Annotated in this window: 23 protein-coding genes; 16 read left to right on the forward strand and 7 right to left on the reverse strand. The window is 73.6% G+C overall.

Annotated elements, in window-relative coordinates:
- Positions 1–52: 52 nt before the first annotated feature.
- Positions 53–1,294, reverse strand: a complete 1,242-nt coding sequence (gene fmdA, locus BDZ31_RS06885; protein WP_183340263.1) for a formamidase — start codon at positions 1,292–1,294, stop codon at positions 53–55.
- 33 nt (positions 1,295–1,327) lie between these two features.
- Positions 1,328–1,606, reverse strand: coding sequence for an FmdB family zinc ribbon protein (locus BDZ31_RS06890; protein WP_183340265.1), 279 nt, complete (start codon positions 1,604–1,606; stop codon positions 1,328–1,330).
- Positions 1,607–1,776: 170 nt separating this feature from the next.
- Between BDZ31_RS06890 and BDZ31_RS06895 the strand changes: the two genes are divergently transcribed.
- A complete protein-coding gene (locus BDZ31_RS06895; RefSeq protein WP_183340267.1) occupies positions 1,777–2,343 on the forward strand; it encodes a dihydrofolate reductase family protein in 567 nt (188 codons plus the stop codon).
- Between the two features lie 29 nt (positions 2,344–2,372).
- Here the strand turns inward: BDZ31_RS06895 and BDZ31_RS06900 are convergent, their stop codons facing one another.
- Positions 2,373–3,017: a histidine phosphatase family protein gene (locus BDZ31_RS06900; protein ID WP_183340269.1), complete on the reverse strand. Its 645-nt coding sequence runs from the start codon at positions 3,015–3,017 to the stop codon at positions 2,373–2,375.
- Entirely contained in the window at positions 3,010–3,255 is a 246-nt protein-coding gene (locus tag BDZ31_RS25885) for a cupin domain-containing protein (RefSeq protein ID WP_221242835.1), read from the reverse strand. Before BDZ31_RS25885 ends, BDZ31_RS06900 begins: the two co-directional genes overlap by 8 nt.
- Positions 3,256–3,352: 97 nt before the next feature.
- Here BDZ31_RS25885 and BDZ31_RS06910 point away from each other — a divergent pair, with 97 nt between their 5' ends.
- Entirely contained in the window at positions 3,353–4,267 is a 915-nt protein-coding gene (locus BDZ31_RS06910; RefSeq protein ID WP_343075532.1) for an alpha/beta fold hydrolase, read from the forward strand.
- A 30-nt stretch (positions 4,268–4,297) separates the two neighbouring features.
- On the opposite strand, the gene BDZ31_RS06915 is transcribed toward BDZ31_RS06910, so the two are convergent.
- A complete protein-coding gene (locus tag BDZ31_RS06915; protein ID WP_183340274.1) occupies positions 4,298–5,200 on the reverse strand; it encodes a bifunctional helix-turn-helix transcriptional regulator/GNAT family N-acetyltransferase in 903 nt (300 codons plus the stop codon).
- A gap of 99 nt (positions 5,201–5,299) precedes the next feature.
- On the opposite strand from BDZ31_RS06915, the gene BDZ31_RS06920 reads away from it, so the two are divergent.
- Together BDZ31_RS06920 and BDZ31_RS06925 are read left to right on the forward strand one after the other, a co-directional pair.
- Positions 5,300–5,653, forward strand: coding sequence for a DUF488 domain-containing protein (locus BDZ31_RS06920; protein ID WP_183340276.1), 354 nt, complete (start codon positions 5,300–5,302; stop codon positions 5,651–5,653).
- 564 nt (positions 5,654–6,217) lie between these two features.
- Positions 6,218–7,606 (forward strand): UbiD family decarboxylase, encoded by a 1,389-nt coding sequence (locus BDZ31_RS06925; RefSeq protein ID WP_183340278.1) that lies wholly within the window; start codon positions 6,218–6,220, stop codon positions 7,604–7,606.
- 108 nt (positions 7,607–7,714) lie between these two features.
- On the opposite strand, the gene BDZ31_RS06930 is transcribed toward BDZ31_RS06925, so the two are convergent.
- The gene (locus BDZ31_RS06930) at positions 7,715–8,407 is read right to left on the reverse strand and encodes a GntR family transcriptional regulator (RefSeq protein WP_183340280.1); all 693 of its coding nucleotides are present in this window, start codon (positions 8,405–8,407) and stop codon (positions 7,715–7,717) included.
- 103 nt (positions 8,408–8,510) lie between these two features.
- Here BDZ31_RS06930 and BDZ31_RS06935 point away from each other — a divergent pair, with 103 nt between their 5' ends.
- Genes BDZ31_RS06935 through BDZ31_RS06950 form a run of 4 tightly spaced genes read left to right on the forward strand, consistent with a single transcriptional unit; the run spans position 8,511 to position 13,458 of the window.
- A complete protein-coding gene (locus BDZ31_RS06935; protein ID WP_183340281.1) occupies positions 8,511–9,392 on the forward strand; it encodes an FAD binding domain-containing protein in 882 nt (293 codons plus the stop codon).
- The gene (locus tag BDZ31_RS25890; RefSeq protein WP_183340283.1) at positions 9,385–9,888 is read left to right on the forward strand and encodes a 2Fe-2S iron-sulfur cluster-binding protein; all 504 of its coding nucleotides are present in this window, start codon (positions 9,385–9,387) and stop codon (positions 9,886–9,888) included. Before BDZ31_RS06935 ends, BDZ31_RS25890 begins: the two co-directional genes overlap by 8 nt.
- Positions 9,881–12,259, forward strand: coding sequence for a xanthine dehydrogenase family protein molybdopterin-binding subunit (locus tag BDZ31_RS06945; protein WP_183340285.1), 2,379 nt, complete (start codon positions 9,881–9,883; stop codon positions 12,257–12,259). The genes BDZ31_RS25890 and BDZ31_RS06945 overlap by 8 nt, the downstream gene beginning before the upstream one ends.
- Positions 12,256–13,458, forward strand: a complete 1,203-nt coding sequence (locus BDZ31_RS06950; RefSeq protein WP_183340287.1) for an NAD(P)/FAD-dependent oxidoreductase — start codon at positions 12,256–12,258, stop codon at positions 13,456–13,458. The genes BDZ31_RS06945 and BDZ31_RS06950 overlap by 4 nt, the downstream gene beginning before the upstream one ends.
- Positions 13,459–13,624: 166 nt before the next feature.
- On the opposite strand, the gene BDZ31_RS06955 is transcribed toward BDZ31_RS06950, so the two are convergent.
- Positions 13,625–14,398 (reverse strand): SRPBCC family protein, encoded by a 774-nt coding sequence (locus BDZ31_RS06955; RefSeq protein WP_183340289.1) that lies wholly within the window; start codon positions 14,396–14,398, stop codon positions 13,625–13,627.
- 42 nt (positions 14,399–14,440) lie between these two features.
- Here BDZ31_RS06955 and BDZ31_RS24490 point away from each other — a divergent pair, with 42 nt between their 5' ends.
- The 8 genes from BDZ31_RS24490 (at position 14,441) to BDZ31_RS06995 (ending at position 21,032) form a co-directional block, all read left to right on the forward strand.
- Positions 14,441–14,824: a hypothetical protein gene (locus BDZ31_RS24490; protein WP_221242836.1), complete on the forward strand. Its 384-nt coding sequence runs from the start codon at positions 14,441–14,443 to the stop codon at positions 14,822–14,824.
- The gene (locus BDZ31_RS06965; protein ID WP_183340291.1) at positions 14,821–16,014 is read left to right on the forward strand and encodes a Rieske 2Fe-2S domain-containing protein; all 1,194 of its coding nucleotides are present in this window, start codon (positions 14,821–14,823) and stop codon (positions 16,012–16,014) included. Before BDZ31_RS24490 ends, BDZ31_RS06965 begins: the two co-directional genes overlap by 4 nt.
- A complete protein-coding gene (locus BDZ31_RS06970) occupies positions 16,011–16,535 on the forward strand; it encodes an aromatic-ring-hydroxylating dioxygenase subunit beta (RefSeq protein WP_183340293.1) in 525 nt (174 codons plus the stop codon). Before BDZ31_RS06965 ends, BDZ31_RS06970 begins: the two co-directional genes overlap by 4 nt.
- Positions 16,536–16,701: 166 nt before the next feature.
- On the forward strand, positions 16,702–17,403 hold the full coding sequence (locus BDZ31_RS06975; protein ID WP_183340295.1) for an FCD domain-containing protein: 702 nt from the start codon (positions 16,702–16,704) through the stop codon (positions 17,401–17,403).
- A 243-nt stretch (positions 17,404–17,646) separates the two neighbouring features.
- Positions 17,647–18,225 carry an amino acid synthesis family protein gene (locus BDZ31_RS06980; protein WP_183340297.1) on the forward strand — a complete coding sequence of 193 codons (579 nt, stop codon included), beginning with the start codon at positions 17,647–17,649 and terminating at the stop codon, positions 18,223–18,225.
- Complete coding sequence (locus BDZ31_RS06985) at positions 18,222–18,905, forward strand: EthD domain-containing protein (RefSeq protein ID WP_183340299.1); 684 nt, start codon at positions 18,222–18,224, stop codon at positions 18,903–18,905. Before BDZ31_RS06980 ends, BDZ31_RS06985 begins: the two co-directional genes overlap by 4 nt.
- A gap of 43 nt (positions 18,906–18,948) precedes the next feature.
- Positions 18,949–19,962, forward strand: coding sequence for a dihydrodipicolinate synthase family protein (locus tag BDZ31_RS06990; protein ID WP_183340301.1), 1,014 nt, complete (start codon positions 18,949–18,951; stop codon positions 19,960–19,962).
- A 41-nt stretch (positions 19,963–20,003) separates the two neighbouring features.
- Positions 20,004–21,032 carry an ornithine cyclodeaminase family protein gene (locus BDZ31_RS06995; protein WP_183340303.1) on the forward strand — a complete coding sequence of 343 codons (1,029 nt, stop codon included), beginning with the start codon at positions 20,004–20,006 and terminating at the stop codon, positions 21,030–21,032.
- The last annotated feature ends 23 nt before the right edge of the window (positions 21,033–21,055 follow it).

Genomic DNA, 21,055 nt, shown 5'->3' on the forward strand with positions numbered 1-21,055 from the left:
CGACGCGCCGACGCCTTATATCAAGCCTGCGGGCGCCGCGGCGGTCCCTCGCTCACGCCTTCGGGCAGCTGCCGCGGTCGGCGCGCTGGGGGCCGTCGGCCGACGGGTGGATGTCGAAGTCGAAGATCGCGGTCGGGAGGTAGACGGTCGCGCAGGAGTTGGGAATGTCGACGACGCCGCTGAAGCGGCCCTCGATCGGAGCGGCGCCAAGGATGAGGTACGCCTGCTCGGGCGCGTAGCCGAACTTCGTCAGGTACGCGATCGCGTTCAGGCAGGCGCGGCGGTACGCGAGCTGGGAGTCCAGGTGGTGCTGTCTGCCCTCCTCGTCGACCGAGAAGCCGACGAAGGTGAGGAACTCGCTGTAGCGTGGCTCGACGCGGCCGGGGAAGAAGACCGGGTTGGTCGTGACGCCGTAAGTCTCCATCCCGCCCTTGATCAGGTCGACGCCGAGGTCGAGGAAGCCGCCCATCTCGATCGCGCCGCAGAAGGTGATCTCGCCGTCGCCCTGGCTGAAGTGCAGGTCGCCGGCCGACAGCTTGCCGCCTTCGACGAAGACGGGCAGGAAGATCCGCGCGCCGCGGGTGAGGTTCTTGATGTCCTGGTTGCCGCCGTTCTCGCGCGGCGGGGCGGTGCGCGCCGCCTCGCGCGCGGCCGCCTCCGCCTGCTCGCCCTCCAACGCGCCGAGCAGCGCGTTCTCCGGGTTGGGCGGCAGCGCCAGCGGCGGGACGGCGTCGGGGTCGGTCGCGATCAGCTCCGCCTCGCGGCTGTTCCACGTGCCCAGCAGGTCGTGCGAGGGGGCGGTGCCGATCAGCCCCGGGTGGGTGATCCCGGTGAAGCGGACGCCCGGCAGGTGCCGTGAGGTCGCCTCCTGGCCGTGGAAGTCCCACACCGCCTTGTAGGCGTCCGGGAAGTGGTCGGTCAGGAAGCCGCCGCCGTTGACCTTCGCGAAGATGCCCGTGTACCCCCATCCCTGGCCGGCGACCGGGCCCTCCTCCTGCGGCACCGGTCCGACGTCGAGGATGTCGACGACGAGCAGGTCGCCGGGCTCGGCGCCCTCGACCGCGATCGGCCCGCTGAGCTGGTGGACGATCGAGAGGTCGACGCCGCGGACGTCCTCCGCCGAGTCGTCGTTGCGGATGTCGCCGTCGAACCACTCGCGGCACTCGAGCCGGAACTCGCTGCCCGGTCTCACCGTCGCGACCGGCGGGATGTCCGGATGCCAGCGGTTGTGCCCCAGTCTCGCCTGCTCGCGGAAGCGCTTGGACTGGTCGACGCTGAAGAGCACCTCGGGCATCGTTCCTCTCCTTGAACCGGGTTGGCCGGACGGTCACGGCCGCGGCAGACGCGCATGCCGCGGATCGCGGCTGCGCGGCCCCGCGGGCCGCGGCGGCAGGTGCTTCACGACCGTCGGCTCGTGCGCGCTGCGGTCGGCCGCCTCCTGCGCGCGCCGCCGCAGACCGCTCGGGGCGGTCAGCGCCGGCGCCGCGAACCTCCGTGCTGCCTCGGCACCGCACGACGGGCAGGCGATCGACGGCGGCGCCGTCCCGATCGGCCGCGCCAACTCGACCACCCCGCACGCCCCGCACTCGTAGTCGTAGAGCGCCATGGGCGGCTTGTGCCCAGCCGGCGGCGCGATGAACCTTCGCCGCCGCCGGGAGCGCTCGCGCGCTCGGGTTCGCTGGCGCGCAGGCGATCGTCGAAGATGCGATGAGTTCTCGGGACGCCGCCGGTCTGAGCTGGCGAATGGATGCCCGGCAACAACCAGAGGAGCAAGCGATGCGCACACTGATCGTCACCGCGTTCGTGTCACTCGACGGCGTGATGGAGGCGCCCGGCGGGGAGCCCGGCTACCGCAACAGCGGGTGGACCTTCAAGGACGTGGAGTTCGACGAGGCGGCCTACGAGCTCAAGGGCCGCGAGCAGGAGGAGGCGGCCGCGCTGCTGCTCGGGCGCCGCAGCTACGAGGCGTTCGCGCCGGTCTGGCCGAGAATGACGGACGAGTTCCCGCGCTACAACGCGATGCCGCGCTACGTCGTCTCGACCACGCTCGACGGCGACGACCCGCGCTGGCCGGCGACGGTGCTGCGCTCGCTCGACGACGTCGCCGCGCTGAAGCAGACCGACGGCGGGCCGATCATCGTCCACGGCAGCGCCACGCTCGGCCACGGCCTCGCCGACGCCGGCCTCGTCGACCGCTACAACCTGCTCGTCTTCCCGCTCCTGCTCGGCGCCGGCAAGCGGCTGTTCAGCGACGCCGACAAGGACACGACGAGACTGAAGCTGGTCGAGCACGAGGCGTACGCCAACGGCATCCAGAAGCAGGTCTTCGACGTCGCGCGCTGAACGCCGCCCGCTCCCGCGGCGCACGCCGCTCAGCGCCGTGGCGCCGCCGTCTCCAGATGGTCGGTGCCGGCGCGCGTGACGACGCTGCGGTTGCGCCAGTACGGGTCGTGCCGCAGGTGGGTGATCGCGCCGGGCACGGTCGCGAACGAGGCGAAGCCGGCCGCCTCGGCGGGGATCCGCAGCCAGGTCGTGATGACGAACGTCTGCGCGAAGCCGTGCGTCACGACGACGTGGTCGTGCTCGCGGTCGGCCATCAGCTCGTCCACGCAGGCGCCGACCCGGACCGCGACCTCGCGGCGGGTCTCGGCGCCGGCGACGGGGCCGCGATGGTCGAGCCGGTCGTCGTCGGGGGCGGGCACCTGGCGCTCGGCGAGCCAGGCGTTCGGCCGGCCCTCGGCCTCGCCGAAGCTGATCTCGCGCAGCCGACGATCGCGCGTGACCGGAGCGCCGAGAGCGGTCGCGACGATCTCCGCCGTCTCGGCGCAGCGGGCGAGGTCGGAGGTGGTGACGCGCACCGGCCGGCTCGCGTCGCGGCGGCGCCGCTCCAGCGCCGTCGCGACGCGGCCGGCGTCGCGCCGTCCGTTCGCGGTCAGGCGCGAGTCGTGCCAGCCGCCGACGAGGTCGCGCTCGGTGTGCTCGGCGTGCGGGTGGGTGACGACGTAGAGGTCATGCATCGGCGCCCTCCGGATCGCGTCGGCGCAGCGGGTCGAAGGTCGCGAGCAGCCCGACCGGCTCGTCGACGACGCCCGACCAGTGCGGCAGCCAGGTGCTGAACTCGATTTGCTCGCCGGGCGCGAGGAGGTGCTCGCGGTCGCCGAGCACGAGCCGCAGTCGGCCGCTGAGGACGTGGAGCCGCTCGCGGCCCTCGTGCGTTCTCGGCGCGTCGCGGAGGCGGCGCAGGCGGGCGCGCACGCGCGACCCGACCTCGTCGGCGGACGGGGCGACGGCGGTTGCCGATGCGGCAAACGGGCTTGTCCGACGCGAGCGCTCGACCACACTGGTGAGCGTAGTGACCTCGAAAGGACGCGACATGACCGACACCCGCTCCGCCGCCGCTGCCGCCGACTTGCCGCCGCGCCGGCTGGTCGAGCTGCCCGCCGTCGCGATCGACCTGCGCGGCTGCGGCCGCTCGGCGCGGCCGGCCGCCGTCGAGCAGTGCCGCATGCTGGCCCACGTCGCCGACAACGTCGCGCTCGTGCGCGCGCTCGGCGAGGAGCGCGCGGTCGTGATCGGCCACGACGTCGGCGCGACGATCGCGGCCGACTCGGCGCTGCTGCGACCCGACCTGTTCACGGCGGTCGCGATGCTCGGCGTCCCGTACGCGCCGCGCGGCGGTGCCCGCCCGACCGAGCTGTTCGCGCGGCTCGGCGGCGAGGAGGAGTTCTACGTCAGCTACTTCCAGCAGCCCGGTCGGGCCGAGGCCGAGATCGAGCGAGATGTGCGCGGCTGGCTGGCCGGCTTCTACGCCGCGCTCTCCGCCGACACGATGGGAGAGGCCGCGGGCGCCCACGCCTTCATCGCACCCGGCGGCGAGATGCGAGACCGCTTCCCGGACGGCGCGCGGCCGCGCTGGCTGTCGGAGGAGGAGCTCGACCGCGACGCCGCCGAGCTCGAGCGCGGCGGCCTCGCCGGACCGCTCGCCCGCTACCGCAACATCGACCGCGACTGGGAGGACCTGGCGCCGTGGGACGGCGCGCCGATCCGGCAGCCGTCGCTGTTCGTCGGCGGCGCGCTCGACCCTTCGACGACGTGGATGGCCGACGCGATCGCCGCCTTCCCGGCGACGCTGCCGGGCCTCGTCGCCTCGCACCTGCTCGACGGCTGCGGCCACTGGCTCCAGCGAGAGCGGCCCGAGCAGTTCAACGAGATCCTCGTCGACTGGCTCGCGCGGCTGCCGGCGGCCGGCTGCGGGCGGTCTCGCTAGCGGGCCCGCGCGACGCGGCCGGCGCCGGGATCAGCGCCGCGCGTCCGTGCCGTCGAGCCGCTTCTCGAACCAGTGGTCGGCGAACGGCTCGTCGTTGAAGGCGGCGACCTCGCGATAGCCGGAGGAGCGGTAGAGCGAGATCGCCTCGGCCAGCGCGCGGTTCGTCTCCAGCCGCGCGACGCGGGCGCCGCGGGCGACCGCCCACGCCTCCAGCTCGCCGAGCAGGCGGCGGCCGACGCCGAGCCCTCGCGCCGCCTCGGCGACCCACATCCGTCTGATCTCGGCCGGGCCGTCGCCGTGGAGACGGACGGCCCCGCAGCCGATCGGCTCCGCGCGCAGGCGCGCGAGGAGCAGCACGCCGGCCGGCGGTCGCAGCTCGCGCGGGTCGAGCTGGATGCCGGCGGCTGGATCGAAGCCGCTCTCCGAGCGGCGGTCGAGCTCGTCGAAGTAGGAGCGGATGCAGAAGCGGGCGTCGGGCTCGGCCGGGTCGGCCGGGCCGAGCTCGACCAGCGCGGCGGTCAGCAGCCGCTCGACCTCGCCCATCGCCCCGACGAGCCGCTCGCGCTGGCGGGCGCTCAGCGGCGCCAGGAACGCGCGCGCCAGCTCGTCGCTGCGCTCGTCGAGCAGCGCCCGCTCGGCGCGGCCGGCGGTCGTCAGCCGCGCCGTCCGGACGCGTCCGTCGCGCGCGCCGGCGACGACCTCCACCAGCCCGTCGCGCTCGAGCGCCCGCAGCAGGCGGCTGGCATGGCCGGAGTCGAGGCCGAGGCGGGTCCGCAGCGCGCGCACCTCGCAGCCGCCAGGGCCGATCTCCCACAGCAGCCGCGCCTCGCCGAGCGGGCGGTCGCGGGCGAGGTAGCGGTCGTCGAGCGCGCCGACCCGCTGCGTGACGCTGCGGTTGAAGCGGCGGACCTGCTGCACCGACGCGTCGTCCATTCTCTGACTCTAGTCAGAGAATCGCTCGGCGGTCCAGGGGAGAGGTCATCGTGGCGCGCCGGTGTTTCGCCGCGCCGTCGTCGAGGAAATCGGTCGGAGATGGGGCTCGACGTCCATCTCGCGCGCGTGTACGACCCGCCCGCGCCCGGCGACGGCTACCGCGTGCTGGTCGATCGGCTGTGGCCGCGCGGGATCTCCCGCGAGCGGGCGAGACTCGACGAATGGGCGAGAGAGCTGGCGCCCAGCGACGGGCTGCGGCGGTGGTTCGGCCACGATCCGGCCCGGTTCGACGCCTTCCGCGACCGCTACCGCGCCGAGCTGGTGGAACGGCGCGAGCAGGTCGAGGCGCTGCGCCGGCGCGCGTCGAGCGGCCGGGTGACGCTCGTCTACGGCGCGCGCGACCGCGAGCACAACGACGCCGTCGTACTCGCCGAGCTGCTGCGCGAGGGGTGAGCGCGCTCGCCCGGGGCGGGCGGGCCGGAGCGATGTGGCGAGGCCGCCGCGACCGCGGCGCGATCGGGGCATACGGAAGGGCCGCCCTCGTTGTCTTCACTAGGAAGATTCGATTGACGACCCTTCTGACAGAGCAGTGTCGTCTCATGCGCCGCCGGGCGCATCCGTAGAAAGTACGGATCGTTACAAGGGTGGCGCGTCGGCGGGGTGGCTGGTGAGGTGCGCGCGCGGTTGGCGAGGCGGGCGCGGAGGTGGGGGTGTGGTCTGGCGGGGCGGGCGCGGAGGTGGGGCGAGGTGTGTGCGCGGTTTGGCGAGGCGGGCGCGCGCGAGGGTCGCGGGTCGGCTCGCGGGGCGCGCTCCGGGAGGTGTGCGGCGGTCGTCGGCGGCGCGCTCGGATCGCGTGCCGATCGTCACGATCCGGAAAAAAGAGCGATCTGCGGGTAGAGGCAGTCCGCGTGCGCACGCGGGCGCCATACCGATCCCCAGACCCCCCAAATGTACTAGTTGACGGGAGGGATGCAAGTTGAGAAGACTGTAGACAGTAACCCGCATACAGGAGTGAGAATGCCCAAGGATCTTCGGACGTTCATCAAGCAGGTGGAGGAGGCCTACCCCTCCTCGTACCTCAAGACCTCGAAGGAGGTCGACCCCCATCTCGAGCTGACCGGGGTCCTGCGCAAGTTCCAGGACGACGGCCAGTTCCCGATGGTCCTGTTCGAGAACGTCAAGGGCTGCGACGTCCCCGTCCTCGGCAACGCGCTCGGCCACCGCGACCGCCTCGGCCTGCTGTTCGACACCGACAGCGCCGGCCTCGCGCACGCCTATGACGATCGCCAGGGCACGCTCATCCCGCCGGAGCGCGTCGAGACCGGCCCGGTCAAGGAGGTCATCCAGACCGGCGACGACGTCGACGTCACGAAGATCGCCAACATCTTCCACTGCGGCGAGGACGGTGGCGAGTACATCTCCTCCGGCGTCACCGTCGCGCAGGACCCCGACAACGGCGCCTACAACGCCGGCATCTACCGCATCCAGGTGATCGGCCCCAAGGAGCTGCGGCTCGACCCGGGCGCCTACTCGCACATCTGGCACATGCACCACAAGCAGGAGCAGCGCGATCAGCCGCTCGAGGTCGCGATCGTCATCGGTCACTACCCGACGATCTACATGGCCTCGCAGTACCGCGGCCCGCTCGAGGTCGACGAGATCGAGGTCGCCGGCGGCCTCGCCGGCGAGGCGGTCCGCATGTGCCCGTCGGAGACGCTCGGGATCGACGTCCCGGCCGACGCCGAGATCGTGATCGAGGGCAAGCTGCTGCCGCACGAGCGCAAGTGGGAGGGCCCGTTCGGCGAGTTCTCCTGGTACCTCGGCCCGGCGCACGACACGCTCGTCGTCGAGGTGACGGCGATCACCCGCCGCAGAGACGCGATCTACCAGGACGTCTTCAACGCCCACCCGGAGCACAACCTGATCGGCATGGTCGGCCGCGAGGCCAACCTGCTGAGCAAGGTGCGCGCGGTCGTGCCGTCGGTCAGAGCGGTCTCGATGCCGTTCTCGGCCTGCTGCCGCTTCGCCTGCTACGTCTCGATCGGCAAGGAGTACGACGGCCAGGCGCGCAACGCGGCGCTGACCGCGCTCGGCGCCGACCCGTTCGTGAAGCTCTGCGTCGTGGTCGACGACGACATCGACCCGTACGACGAGATGAGAGTGATGTGGGCGGTCGCGACGCGCGTGCGCGCCGACAAGGACGTCATCGTCATCCCCGAGGCGTACACCTGCGAGCTCGACCCGACCGCGTACAGCATCGAGGACGACACGAGAAACGGCGCCCTCAACGCGAAGTGGATCATCGACGCGACGAAGCCGGTCGGGCTGCCGTTCCAGCAGGTCGCCGACGTCCCGGAGGAGGTCTGGAAGAACGTCAGACTCGAGGAGTTCTTCCCGGTCGGCTAGCGCCCTCCGGCGTGCGCGGCCCGCGTCGCCGTTTGGCGGCGCGGCCGCGCCTGGAGCGGGGCGGCAGACGGGCGGGGCGGCCGGTGGCCGCCTCGCCTCGGGGGAGCTCTATCTGCTGCCGTCGCCGTTGCCGGCGGCGGCGCGGTGGAGCTTGAGGACCGCGTCGCGGGTGTGCTCGATGTGAGCGACGATCGCGTCGCGCGCGCCGGCGGCGTCGCCTCTTCTGACGCAGCGGACGATCGCGGTGTGCTCCTTGGCGACCTGGGAGGTGCGCTCCAGCCCGCGGCCGCCGCTCCACATCTGGACGTAGCGCTCGCCCCGCTGGCGCAGCGAGTCGACCAGCTCCAGCGCGGTCGGCCGCCCGGCCGGCGCGTAGAGCGTCTCGTGGAAGGCGGCGTTCAGCTCCAGCCAGCGGGCGTGGTCTCTCTCCTCGCGCAGCTGTCTGTTCAGCTCGTTCAGCCGCTCGACGTCGGCTCTGTCGAAGTTGGGGACGGCCTGCTCGGTCAGGTGGCCCTCCAGCAGCGCGCGCAGCTCGTAGACCTCGGCGATCCTGTCGAGGCTGAGGCCGCGCACGACGGCGCGGCGGTGGGCGGCGGCCTCGACCAGACCCTCGGCCTCCAGGCGGCGGATCGCCTCCCGCACCGGGACGCGCGAGACGCCGAAGTGCTCGGCGAGCTCGACCTGGTTGAGGACGGCGCCGTCCTCGAGCTGGCCGCCGTTGATCGCGTCGCGCAGTGCGTCGGCGATGTAGTCGGAGCTGGTGCGGCGATGTCGCAGCTCCGGCGCTTCCCCTATCTGCAAGTTCTGCACATACCGCAGGATACGCCTCGATGCGGTCGGATGGCGCTTGCAGGCAACTGGATGAATGTATACAGTAGTCCCGCTTTCGGCTCCCCGAGATGAGATGAAGCCAGCCTCCTTCGAATACCGCGCTCCCGAGCAGCTCGACGAGCTGTTGGAGCTGCTCGCCGACGACTTCACCGACGTGCGCGTGATCGCCGGCGGACAGTCGCTCGTGCCGATGATGAACTTCCGCCTCTCGACGCCCGAGCTGCTGCTCGACCTGCGCCGCGTCGACGAGCTGGGCGCGCTGGAGCACCGGCCCGACGGCGCGCTGTCGGTCGGCGCGACCGTCACGCAGGCGCGGCTGCTGCGCCAGCTCGAGCAGCAGGGCGGCTGGCCCGTGCTGGCGGAGGGGATCCGCCACATCGGCCACCCGCAGATCCGCAGCCGCGGCACCGTCTGCGGCTCGCTGGCCCACCACGACCCGACCGCCGAGCTGCCCGCGCTCGCCGTCGCGCTCGACGCGCGCATGACGGTCGCCGGGCCGCAGGGGCGGCGGACGGTCGCCGCCGCCGACTTCTTCACGACCTACTACGAGACCGTTCTCGAGCCGGGCGAGCTGCTGGCCGAGGTCGTCTTCCCGGCGTGGCCGGCCGCGCGCGGCTGGGGCTTCCGCGAGCTGGCGCGCCGGCGCGGCGACTTCGCGCTCGTCGGCGCCGTCGCGACCGTCGACCGCGACGCGGCCGGCGCGACGGCGGAGGCGGTCGCGCTCGTGCTGTTCGGCGTCGGCGAGCGGCCGGTGCGGCTCGGCGGCGTCGAGCAGGCGCTCGCCGGCAAGCCGCTCGACGCGGCGGCGCTCGCCTCCGTCGAGCCGCTCGTCGCCGAGGCGATCGATCCGGTCGACGACCTCCACGCCAGCGCCGACTACCGGCGCGAGATCGCCGTCCAGCTGTCCGTCGGCGCGCTCGCCGACGCCTGGGAGAGGAGCAGCGCCCGTGTCTGAGCACGCCGTCCAGCAGGTGCCGATCCGCGTCACCGTCAACGGGCGCGAGCTGGCCGCCGAGGTCGAGCCGCGCCTGCTGCTGAGCGACTTCATCCGCCACCACGCCGGCCTGACCGGGACCCACGTCGGCTGCGAGCACGGCGTCTGCGGCGCCTGCACCGTGCTGGTCGACGGGGCGCCGCAGCGCTCCTGCCTCGTCTTCGCCGCCCAGGCCGACGGCGCCGAGATCCGCACCGTCGAGGGGCTGGCCGAGCCCGGCGCGCCGCTCCACCCGGTCCAGCAGGCCTTCCACGAGGAGCACGGGATGCAGTGCGGCTTCTGCACCTCCGGCTTCCTGATGACGACCGTCGCGCTGCTGGAGGAGACGCCGCACCCGAGCGACGAGCAGCTCGTCGACGCGCTCAGCGGCAACCTCTGCCGCTGCACCGGCTACCGCAACATCGTCGCGGCCGCCCGCTCGGCCGAGCGCAAGCTGGCGGAGGCCGGCGATGAGTGAGCTGATCGGCCGCTCGGTCCCGCGCGTCGAGGACGAGCGCCTGCTGCGCGGCGAGGGCGCCTACGTCGACGACCTCCACCCGTCAGGCTGCAGCGAGGCCGCCTTCCTGCGCAGCCCGCAGGCGCACGCCCGGATCGTCTCGATCGACGTCGAGGAGGCGCGCTCGGCGCCCGGCGTGATCGCCGTCCTGACCGGCGCCGACCTCGCCGGCGAGCTGGAGCCGATGGTCTTCCAGATCGCGCGGGTCGTGCCCGAGACGGTCAGAGCGTCGACCGGCGCCGTCTCGCGGGTCCACCCGATGCCGGCGATCCCGGCCGACCGCGCCACCTACGTCGGCCAGCCGCTCGCGGTCGTCGTCGCGGAGTCGCGCTACCTCGCAGAGGACGCGCTCGAGCTGATCGAGCTGGAGCTGGAGCCGCTGCCGGCCGTCGTCGACCCGGAGGCGGCGCTGGAGCCCGGCGCGCCGCTGGTCGAGCCGGAGTGGGAGGACAATCTCGCGCTCGAGTACCGCTACAGAAGAGGCGACGTCGACGCCGCCTTCGAGCAGGCCGCGGTCGTCGTCGAGGAGGTCTTCCACTCGCACCGCCACGTCGCCTCGCCGATCGAGACGCGCGGCGTCGTCGCGACCGTCGACCCGCTCGACGGCACGCTGGCGGTCTCGGCCTCGACGCAGACGCCCCACCAGCTGCGCGACTTCCTCGCCGGCGCGCTGAGACGCGCCCCCGAGACGCTGCGGGTCCGCGCCCCCGACGTCGGCGGCGGCTTCGGCCCCAAGGGCGCGATCTACCCCGAGGACCTCGTGATCCCGTACCTGGCGACGCGCGTCGGCCGCCCGGTCAAGTGGATCGAGGACCGCTCCGAGCACTTCGCCGCGACGACCCACGGGCGCGAGCAGGTCCATCGCATCGCGCTGGCCGCCGACGCCGACGGGCGGATCCTCGCCGTGCGCGACAGCATCGTCCACAACTGCGGCGCGTACCACACGCTCGGGCTGGTCGTCCCGTACAACACGCTCACGCACCTGATCGGCCCCTACGACGTGCCGGCCGTCGACGTGCGCCTGCGCGCGGCGATCACGAACACCGGCGTCGTCGCGCCGTACCGCGGCGCCGGCCGTCCCGAGGCCGTCTTCGCGATGGAGCGCGCCGTCACGCGGCTGGCGCGCGCGGTCGGGATCGACGCCGCCGAGCTGCGCGCGCGCAACCTGATCGCGCCCGAGGCGATGCCGTACGCGACCGGGATGATCTACCGCGACGGGACCGAGCAGGTCTACGACTCGGGCGACTATCCGAAGCTGCTCGCACGGGCGCGGGCGCTGGTCGAGGAGGAGCCGTGGGCCGAGCGCGCCGCCGGGCGCCGCGTCGGTGTCGGCTACGCCGCCTACGTCGAGGGGACCGGCGTCGGCCCGTTCGAGAGCGCGGCGCTGACCGTCCTCGGCGGCGGGCGCGTGCGCGTCGCGACCGGCGCCTCCTCGCAGGGCCAGAGCCACCGCACGACGCTCGCGCAGATCGCAGCCGACGCGCTCGGCGTCCCGTTCGAGCGGATCGAGGTCGTCGGCGGCGACACGGCCGCGATCGCGGCCGGCTTCGGCACGATCGCCAGCCGCAGCCTCGTCGTCGCCGGCAACGCGGTCGCGAAGGCGGCCGCCGAGCTGCGCGCCGCCGTGCTCGACGCCGCCGGCAGCCTGCTCGGCGCGCCGCCGGAGTCGTTGACGCTCGCCGACGGGACGATCCGCCCGCTCGACGGCGACGGTCCCGAGCTGCCGCTCGCCGACCTCGCCGGAGCGCTGTCGCCGTTCAACCCGCGGCGGCCGGCCGGCGCGCCGACCGAGCTGCACGCCAAGGCGATCTTCAACCCGGGACCGGTCACCTACGCCGCCGGCGTCCACGCCGCCGTCGTCGCGGTCGACCCGGCGACCGGCGCCGTCGAGATCCTCCGCTATGCCGTCTCACACGACTGCGGCCGACCCGTCAACCCCGCGATCGCCGAGGGCCAGGTGCTCGGCGGCGTGATGCAGGGGATCGGCGGCGCGCTCTACGAAGAGCTCGTCTACGACCCCGACGGGCAGCTGCGCACCGGGAGCTTCATGGACTACCTCCTGCCGACCGCGGGCGAGATGCCCGAGATCAGACTCGTGCACGTCGACTGCCCGACGCCGCTCAACCCGCTCGGGGTCAAGGGCCTCGGCGAGGGCGGCGCGATCGGGCCGCCGGCCGCGATCGCGAACGCCGTCGAGGACGCGCTCGCCGATCTCGGCGTCGTCGTCCGCGCCTGCCCGCTGACGCCCGACCGCGTGCGCGCGCTGATCCGCGCCGGCGGCGGCGACGGGGGCGCGACGGCCGGTGCCGGCGCCACCGAGGTGGCGGCATGAGCGCGCTCGACCGGATCCTCGTCGTCGGCGCCTCGCTCGCCGGCCTGCGCGCCGCCGAACGGCTGCGGGCCGACGGCTTCGAGGGGACGCTGACCGTCCTCGGCGACGAGCCGCACGCCCCCTACGACCGCCCGCCGCTCTCCAAGGAGCTGCTGGCCGGCACGAGAACGGCCGCCGACGTCGCCTTCCCGGTCGCGCCCGAGCTGGGCGTCGAGTGGGTCCTCGGCGACGCCGCCGTCGGGCTCGACCTCGACCGTCGCGTCGTCGCGACCGCCGCGGGCGAGCAGCTCGCCTTCGACGGGCTCGTGATCGCGACCGGCAGCGGGCCGCGCCGGCTGCCCGCCTTCGACCTGGAGCTGCCGAACGTCTTCGAGCTGCGCACGCTCGACGACGCCGCCGGCCTGCGCGCCGCGCTGACCGCGAACGCCAGACCGCATCTGCTGATCGTCGGCAGCGGCTTCATCGGCGTCGAGGTCGCGGCGACCGCGCGCGAGCTCGGCGCCGAGGTGACGATCGTCAGCCTCGACCCGCCGCTGAAGGTCGCCGGCGAGCTCGTCTCCTCCGTCTGCGCCGAGATGCTCGCCGACCACGGCGTGCGCACGATCGTCGGCCACGGCGTCGCCTCGACCGTCGAGAGCGACGGGCGGCTGGCGGCGGTCGTGCTCGACGACGGCCGGCGGATCGAGGCCGACCTCTGCGTCGTCGCCGCCGGCGCGGTGCCGGCGACCGGCTGGCTGGAGGGCTCGGGCCTGACGCTCGACAACGGCGTGTTGTGCGACGCCTCGCTCGCCGCCGTCGGCGCGGAGCGGGTCGTCGCCGCGGGCGACGTCGCGCGCTGGCCCAATCCGCTGCTCGAGGGCATGCCGATGCGGATCGAGCACTGGACCAACGCCGTCGAGGGCGGCGCCGCGGCGGCGCGGACGCTGCTGCAGGGTCCTGGCGCCGAGACGGAGTACGGCACCGTGCCGGGCTTCTGGTCCGATCACTTCGGCATCCGGCTGCAGTCGGTCGGCCTGCCCGTGCTCGCCGACCGCTTCGAGGTCGTCGACGGCTCGGTCGCCGAGCGCAGATTCGCCGCCGCGGCCTACCGCGGCGACCTGCTGGTCGGCTGCATCTCCTACGCGAACCCGCGCACGCTCGTCCAGTACCGCCTCCGCCTCGCCAGAGGCGGCTTCATGCAGCCGGCCCCGGTCGCCTGAGCGCCGCCGGCCGGCTCCCGGCGCGCCGCCGCCCGGCGCCGCGCCCGGGAGGAGTGGCGGTCTGGGGGTGATATGCGCCCCCAGACCGCCACTCCTCCGCGCGGCGGCGCTCACAAGCGGCGGCACGGAGAGGAGTGCGGCGAGCGGGGGAGCCCCGAGGCGGCGCTCAGGGGCGGCGGCGGAGGAGGAGCGCGGCGAGCAGGAAGCCGAGGAACGTGCCGAGGAAGGCGCCGCCGAAGGCGCCGACGGCCGGTCCGCTCGGGAGCAGCGCGGCACCGGCGACGCGGCCGAGGTCGACCGGCTCGGCCTCGACGGGGGCGGCCGCCGGGGCGGCGCCGGGCGCTGCGTTCGCGCCGCTGGCCGCGCCCGTGGCGCCGGCCGCGTCGCCGGCGCCGGTCCCGGCGCCGGTCGCGCCGGCGGGCTGAGCGGCGCCGGCGGCCGGAGCAGCACCGGGCGCGGTCGCGTCGGCAGCGGGGCCCGCGGCGTCGGCGGCCGGCTCCTCTGCGAGCTGCGCCTCGAGTCTCTGCGCGAACTGTCTCAGCAGGCGGTCGGCGACCTCCTTCATCACGCCGCCGCCGAACTGCGCGACGCGGCCGGTGACGGCGAGGTCGGTGGTCAGCGCGACGGCGGTCTGCTCGCCGTCTGCGCGCAGTCTGGCGGTGACGGTCGCGGCGACCGTCCCCTGGCCGCGCGCCTCGCGGCCGCTCGCGCGCAGGACGGCGACGTGGGTCGCCTCGTCCTGGGAGACCAGCTCGACTCTGACTCTGTACGCGACCGAGATCGGGCCGACCTTCACCTTCATCGTCGCTCTGATCCCGTCAGGCTCGACCGCGGTGACGGTCGCGCCGGGCATCGCGGGCGCGACGCGGCCGAGATCGGTCAGGAGCGGCCACGCCGCGTCGAGGGGAACGCTGAGTGAAAACTCGTTCGCGATTTCCATGGCAACAGTATACACTCGCCACATGTGGTCGAAAGGCGAGGGATGAGCGCGGATCGGGCTGATCGAGACGACGCGCTCGACCGGGCCGGCGCCGCCGGCGGCAGCGATGCCGCCCGCGCCGGCGACGCGGCTGGCGATGGCGGTCGGACCGGCGCCGCCGACGCCCTGCCCGCGAGCGCGAACGGCGGGCCGTCCGACGGGCGGGCGCGGCTGCGACTCGCGAACGAGTTCGGCACGGTCGCCGTCGAGGTCGACGAGCGGGCCAACGGGCCGCGGTTGCGGATCGAGGATCTGCGCAGCGGTCGCGTCATCCACCTCGACCCGCTCGAGCTGGCGAGCCTCACGTGGCTCACGCACGAGCGGCTCGGGCCGTTCCTCGACCCGAGCCAGACCGGTTGGCGCAGCGACGAAGGAGCATGGGAGTGAGCACGACGACGGACCCCGCCGGCCTCATCACCGAGGACTGGCGCATTCACGGAAGCATCTACACGTCGCAGGCGATCTTCGAGGAGGAGCAGCGCAAGCTGTTCCACGGCCCGTGGCTGTACGTCGCGCACGAGAGCGAGCTGCGCGAGCCGGGCGACTACAAGACGACGCACGCCGGCATCCAGCCCGTGATCGTCACCCGCGGCGCCGACGACGGCGAGCTGCACGTGATGCTCAACCGCTGCCGCCACCGCGGTGCGACCGTCTGCCAGGCGACCCGCGGCAACGCGAACTTCTTCCGCTGCGCGTACCACGGCTGGACGTACAGAAACGACGGCCCGCTGCGCGGCATGACCTACGACGACGCCTATCCGGAGCTCGACCGCTCCAAGCTCGGGCTCGTCAAGCTGCCGCGCGTCGACACCTTCGCCGGCTTCGTCTTCGCCAGCTTCGCCGAGGAGGGCCCGTCGCTCGAGGAGTACCTCGGCAACGCCAAGCCCTACCTGAAGATCATCTCCGAGCAGGGACCGGAGGGGATCCGCCTCTCGGCCGGCGCCCACCAGCTCAGCTACGGCGGCAACTGGAAGCTGCAGGTCGAGAACACGATCGACAACTACCACTTCGGCTTCGTCCACCGCAGCTTCCTCGACGTGCTCGCCGATCGCATCGGCCAGGCGCCGCCGATCATGCAGAGAATCATGTTCGACGAGAGCTACCGCACGATCGACCTCGGCAACGGCCACTCGGTCCACGAGTTCGGCGACCCGCGCACGGGCAACAACGGCGGGCAGCTCGGCGACCTGCCGTTCAACCTGATCGTCTTCCCCAACCTCTGCTTCGTCGGCGCGCAGCTGCGGCACGTCCTGCCGAAGGCGGCCAACCGCACCGAGGTCCAGCTCTACCCGATGCTGCACGAGGGCGCCAGCGACGACTACAACGAGGCGATCCTGCGCACCCACGAGGGTTTCTACGGCCCGGCCGGGATGGGCGGCCCCGACGACGTCGAGATCGCCTTCGAGCGCGTCACCGACGGCATGCAGGCGACGGAGGAGGACTGGCTTGTGATGAGCCGCGGCATGCACCGCGAGAGAGAGGGCGAGAACGGGACCCTGATCGGCCACTCCGCCGACGAGGTGCCGCAGCGCGCCTTCTACCGGCAGTGGCGCCGGCTGATGGGGGCCGCGGCATGAGCGCCTCCGAGACGGTCCGCCCCGTCGCGGGCTCCCAGGACCCGGCGCTGCTCGCGGACGTCGCCGCCTTCCTCTACCACGAGGCCGAGCTGCTCGACGCGCTGCGGCTCGAGGAGTGGCTCGAGCTGTACGCGGAGGACGCGGTCTACTGGATCCCGCAGGGGCCCGACGCCGACCCGCGCGTCGACGTCCAGCTGCTGCTCGACGACCGCACGCGGCTGCGCGAGCGCGTGCTGCGGCTCAGCAGCGGCTTCGCCTACTCGCAGGATCCGGCGTCGCGCACGATCCACCTGATCGGCAACGTGCGGATCGCCGGCGACGGCGAGGTCGAGCCGCCGGCGCTCGACGTCCGCTCGGTCCAGCAGGTGACCGAGGTCCGGCGCGGCCGCCAGCTCCAGTACGTCGGCCACTTCCGCCACGTGCTCTCCCCGAGCGGCGACGGCGGCTGGACGATCCGCCGCAAGGAGGTCCGGCTCGCCAACAGCGACCTCCCGCTCGGCAACGTCACCTTCCTGATCTGAGGAGGGGGCGACCGGTCGCGCCGGGGCCGGCGCGACCGGGCGGCATCGGCGCGCGGCCCGCGAGCGGCCGCGCGCCGGCCGGCGCCGCCGGTCTCCCGGGCCGGTGCCGGCCGCAGCCGCGCGAAAACTGCGCGGTCGCAATAAGTGGAATCTGTATACTGTCGCCGTGCGAGAGACGGATCTGAGCTCGATCAAGCCGCAGGCGCAGTTCAACGAGCGGCGCATCACGGCCGACTACGTCGCCGACGCGCTGCGCGACGCGATCCACCGCGGCGAGCTCGCCGACGGCGCGACGCTCAACCAGGCGGCGATCGCGACCCACTTCGGCGTCTCGCGCGTCCCCGTCCGCGAGGCGATGCGGCAGCTGCAGGCGGAAGGGCTGATCGACACGAGAGCCCACCGCCTCGCGGTCGTGCGCGCGCTCGACCTCGACCGCATCGTCGAGATCTACGACCTGCGCGCGATGCTCGAGGGGTTCGTGATCGAGCGCGCGGTCCCGAATCTCTCCGCCGGCGACCTCGCCGCCGCGCACAGGCTCGCCCGGCGCATGGAGGAGGAGGGCGACCACGTCCGCTGGCTGGAGCTGAACGCCTCCTTCCACGCGCTCCTCTACGCCCCCTCGGGCGCCGAGACGACGCTCGAGCTGATCGAGCAGCTGCGCGCCCGTGGCGAGCGCTACGTCCGCCTGTGGAGCCGCGGCTCCGGGATCCACCGGCCCGTCGAGGCCGGCGCCGAGCACGCCGAGATCCTGCGGCTGGTCGAGGCGGGGGAGGGCTCCGCGGCCCGGCTCGCCGTCGAGCGCCACATCGGCCACACCCGCGAGCGACTCGTCGCCCAGCGCGGCGCCGGCGAGCCCCAGGCCGTGTAGCGGCGCCCTCGCGGGGTCGCCCGCTGCGCGATCGCCTGCGCGCTCCGGTCGCGCCGCGACCAGGAGTCGCACCTGATGCCGGTGCGGGCGGGTCGTGAGGGTCGCACGGGCTGAATGGCGGCCGTTCTGCGCCGGGTGGCCTTGCGCGCTTCAGGAGTTGTGTATACAGTTGTCAGTAGCTTCTATGCACCTGGCAGGGAGCGGTCTGTCGGCCGCTCAGGGAAACGGAGAAGAACCGTCACCATGACTCCCCTCACCGTCCGCAAGTGGGTCACGTTCGCGGAGGAGATCTCCAGCGACGGCGGGCCCGCCGTGGAGGAGCCGCTCGTCAAGGCGGCGGTCGCCGCGGTGATCCGCAACCCGTACGCGGGCCGCTGGTCGGAGAACCTCGACGAGCTGATCGAGCCGAGCGTCCCGCTCGCCCGCGAGCTGGTCGCGCGCTGCCACGCCGCGCTCGGCGGCCGCCAGGCGGAGAGCTGCGGCAAGGGCGCGATCGTCGGCACGCTCGGCGACCAGGACCACGGCGTCGCGTGCATCACGACCCCCTTCGGCGACGCGATGCGGGCCGAGATCGACGGCATCACCTGGGTCACCTCGACCTCGAAGGTCGCCGCCGCCGGCACCTCGATCGACATCCCGCTCGCCTACCGCCGCGCGCTCTTCGTGCGCGAGTTCTACGACACCGTCACGATCACCGTGCCGGACGGCCCGAGACCGGACGAGATCCTCGTGATCGCCGCGATGGCCTCGCGCGGCCGCGTCCACCACCGCGTCGGCGGACTCGCCAAGGACGAGGTCAGCGTCGGGGACGGCCTGCGATGAGCGGCGGCCTGCTGTTCTCCCAGATGCAGCCGCCCGCCGGGGCGGAGGCCGACTTCCACGACTGGTACGAGAGCGAGCACATCCCGGCGCGGATCGCGATCCCCGGCTTCGCCGAGGCGGTCCGCTACGAGCTGACCGGCAGCGAGGGCGGCCCCGACGCCGCCAGATGGCTCGCCTGCTACTTCCTCGACGACATGGCGGCGCTCGAGACGCCCGAGTACGTCGCGCTCAAGCGCGACCCGGGCGAGCGCACCGCGCGCATGCTCGGCTCCGTCGAGGGCTTCACGCGCTACATCGCCGACGAGATCTCCGACACCGGCGCGGTCGACGAGACGCCGCAGACGCTGCTGGCGATCGCCTTCGCCGTCCCCGACGAGGACGTCGCCGAGTTCGACGGCTGGTACGAGGAGGAGCACGTGCCGCTGCTGATGCGCGTGCCCGGCTGGCTGCGCGTCCGCCGCTACCGCGTCCGCCCCGGCTCCGACGGCCCGCCGTGGACCCACCTCGCGCTCCACGACCTGCGCGGCCCCGAGGCGCTCAGCGCCCCCGAGCGCGCGGCGGCGCGCGACACCCCGCGCCGCGACGCGCTCGCGCAGCGCGACTGGTTCTCCAGCGGCCGCTGGGTCTATCGACCGATCCATCGCGCGACCGCGAGCGCGACCGCGAGCGCGACCGCCTGACCTTCTTCCCCAGACCCGCGACACCGAGAGGACCCCGCGCCAGATGGCACTTCCCTACACCCGCGCCGAGATCAAGGAGCGCGCCCGCGAGCAGTGGGCCGGCGCCTGCAACGTCACGCTGCCGTCGTTCACGGAGGACTTCAGAGGCCTCAACGAGGCTGGCATCGCCCACGACGTCAAGCTCGCCGCCGAGCACGGCTACTGGGGGACGCTCGTCGCGTCGGAGTCGGGCACGACCCTGGAGGAGTACAAGCGCTTCCTCGAGGTCGCCGCCGAGGCCGCCCCGGAGGGCTTCAAGCTCGTCGCCCACCTCAGCTTCTCGACCGTCGAGGAGTCGCTGGAGGCGGCGAAGGTCGCCGAGGGCGTCGGCGCCGAGGCGGCGCTGCTCTCCTACCCGCCGATCTTCCGGCCCAAGAGCGCGGCCGAGATCGTCGAGCACACCAAGTACGTCGCCGACAACACCGATCTGGCGCTGATCCTCTTCGGCGTCGGCACGTGGGGCTTCAAGCCGCTCCACCCGGCCGGCTTCCCGATCGACGCGCTCGTCGAGATGTCGCAGCTGGAGACGGCCGCGGCGCTCAAGTACGAGGGCGGCGGCGGCGCGCTCTTCTCCGCCTTCAACGAGGCCCACGAGCGCTGCAGCCCGTACCTGATCGTGCAGAACCCGATGGAGATGCACATCCCCGCGCTGGTCGCCAACTACGGCGTCAGATGGTTCGGGACCAGCGGCTACGAGTCGTACGGCCCGCGCGTGCCGCAGGTGCTCGCCGCCGCCTCCGCCGGCGACAACGCCCGCGCGATGGAGATCTTCTGGAGCTACCACCCGGCCCGCGAGGCGAAGGGGCAGTTCCACGCGACCTTCCCCGGCGCCGGTCTGATCCACCGCACCGGCTGGAAGTACCTGAGCTGGCTGCACGGCTACAACGGCGGCCTCCTGCGGATGCCGCAGATGCGCCTGCAGCCGGGCCAGATGAGAGCGCTGCGCGGCGGCCTCGCCGCGTCGGGCTTCGAGCTGCCGGCCGACGACGCCGGCTTCTACGCGGGGCGGACGTCCTAGATGGATCGCTGCGGACGAGCGGTGAGGGAGGTGGAGAGCCGATGACGCTGTTCCTGGATGGCGACGACGTGCGCGCGCTCGCGACGCACGACGTCACGATGGCGGCGGCGCAGGCCGCCGTCACCGCCGAGCGGGCCGGTCGCACGGTCGTGCCGCCGCGGCTCGACGTCGACCTGGAGCGCGGCTTCCTGCGCGTCATGCCGGCGGCCTTCGACGACGTCATGGGCCTGAAGGTGATGACGCTCGTGAGAGGGCTCGGTACGCGGTACCTGATCCTGCTCTACAGCCAGACCGACGGCTCGCTGCTGGGCATGCTCGACGCCGACGAGGTGACGCGCCTGCGCACGGCCGCGACGACCGCGGTCGCCGGCCAGCTGCTCGCGCCCGAGGGCACCGAGACGCTCGGCCTGATCGGCAGCGGCTTCGAGGCCGAGGGCCACCTGCGCGCCTTCGCGCGCCTGTGGCCGCTGCGGCGCGCGCTCGTCTACAGCCGCTCCCAGGACCGCCGCGAGGCGTTCGCGGCGCGCATGTCGCAGGAGCTGGAGCTGAGCGTCGAGGCGGTCGCCGAGCCGGCGGCCGCGCTCGGCGTCGCGCCGGTCTCGGTGCTGGCGACGAAGGCGACCGAGCCGGTCGTCGACGGCGCCGACTTCCGTCCCGGCGCCGTCGTGCTGTCGATCGGCTCGACCCGGCCCGACCTGCGCGAGCTCGACCGCGCGACGCTGCGCCGCGCCGCGCTGCTGCTGGTCGACGACCCGCGCCAGGTGGCGCTCGAGTCCGGCGACGTGATCGACGGGCTCGGCAGCGGCGCGATCGACCGCGCCCGAATCGTCGGCATGGCCGACGAGCGGGCCGTGCCCGGCGGCTCCTGCCTGGCCCGCGACGGCGAGCGCGACCTGCTCGCGTTCAAGTCGGTCGGGACGGCGATCCAGGACCTCGCGCTGGCGACGACGCTGCTGGCGGCGGCGCGGGAGGCCGGGCGCGGACGCGAGATCGGCGAGCTGACGCGGCTGAAGCCGTTCGCGGCGCCGCCGCCGGACACGCTGACGGCGATCACGGGCGGCACGCAGTGAGCGCCGCCGCCCTCGTCGGCCGG

The sequence above is a fragment of the Conexibacter arvalis genome, assembly GCF_014199525.1.
GTDB classification, from domain to species: Bacteria; Actinomycetota; Thermoleophilia; order Solirubrobacterales; family Solirubrobacteraceae; genus Conexibacter; species Conexibacter arvalis.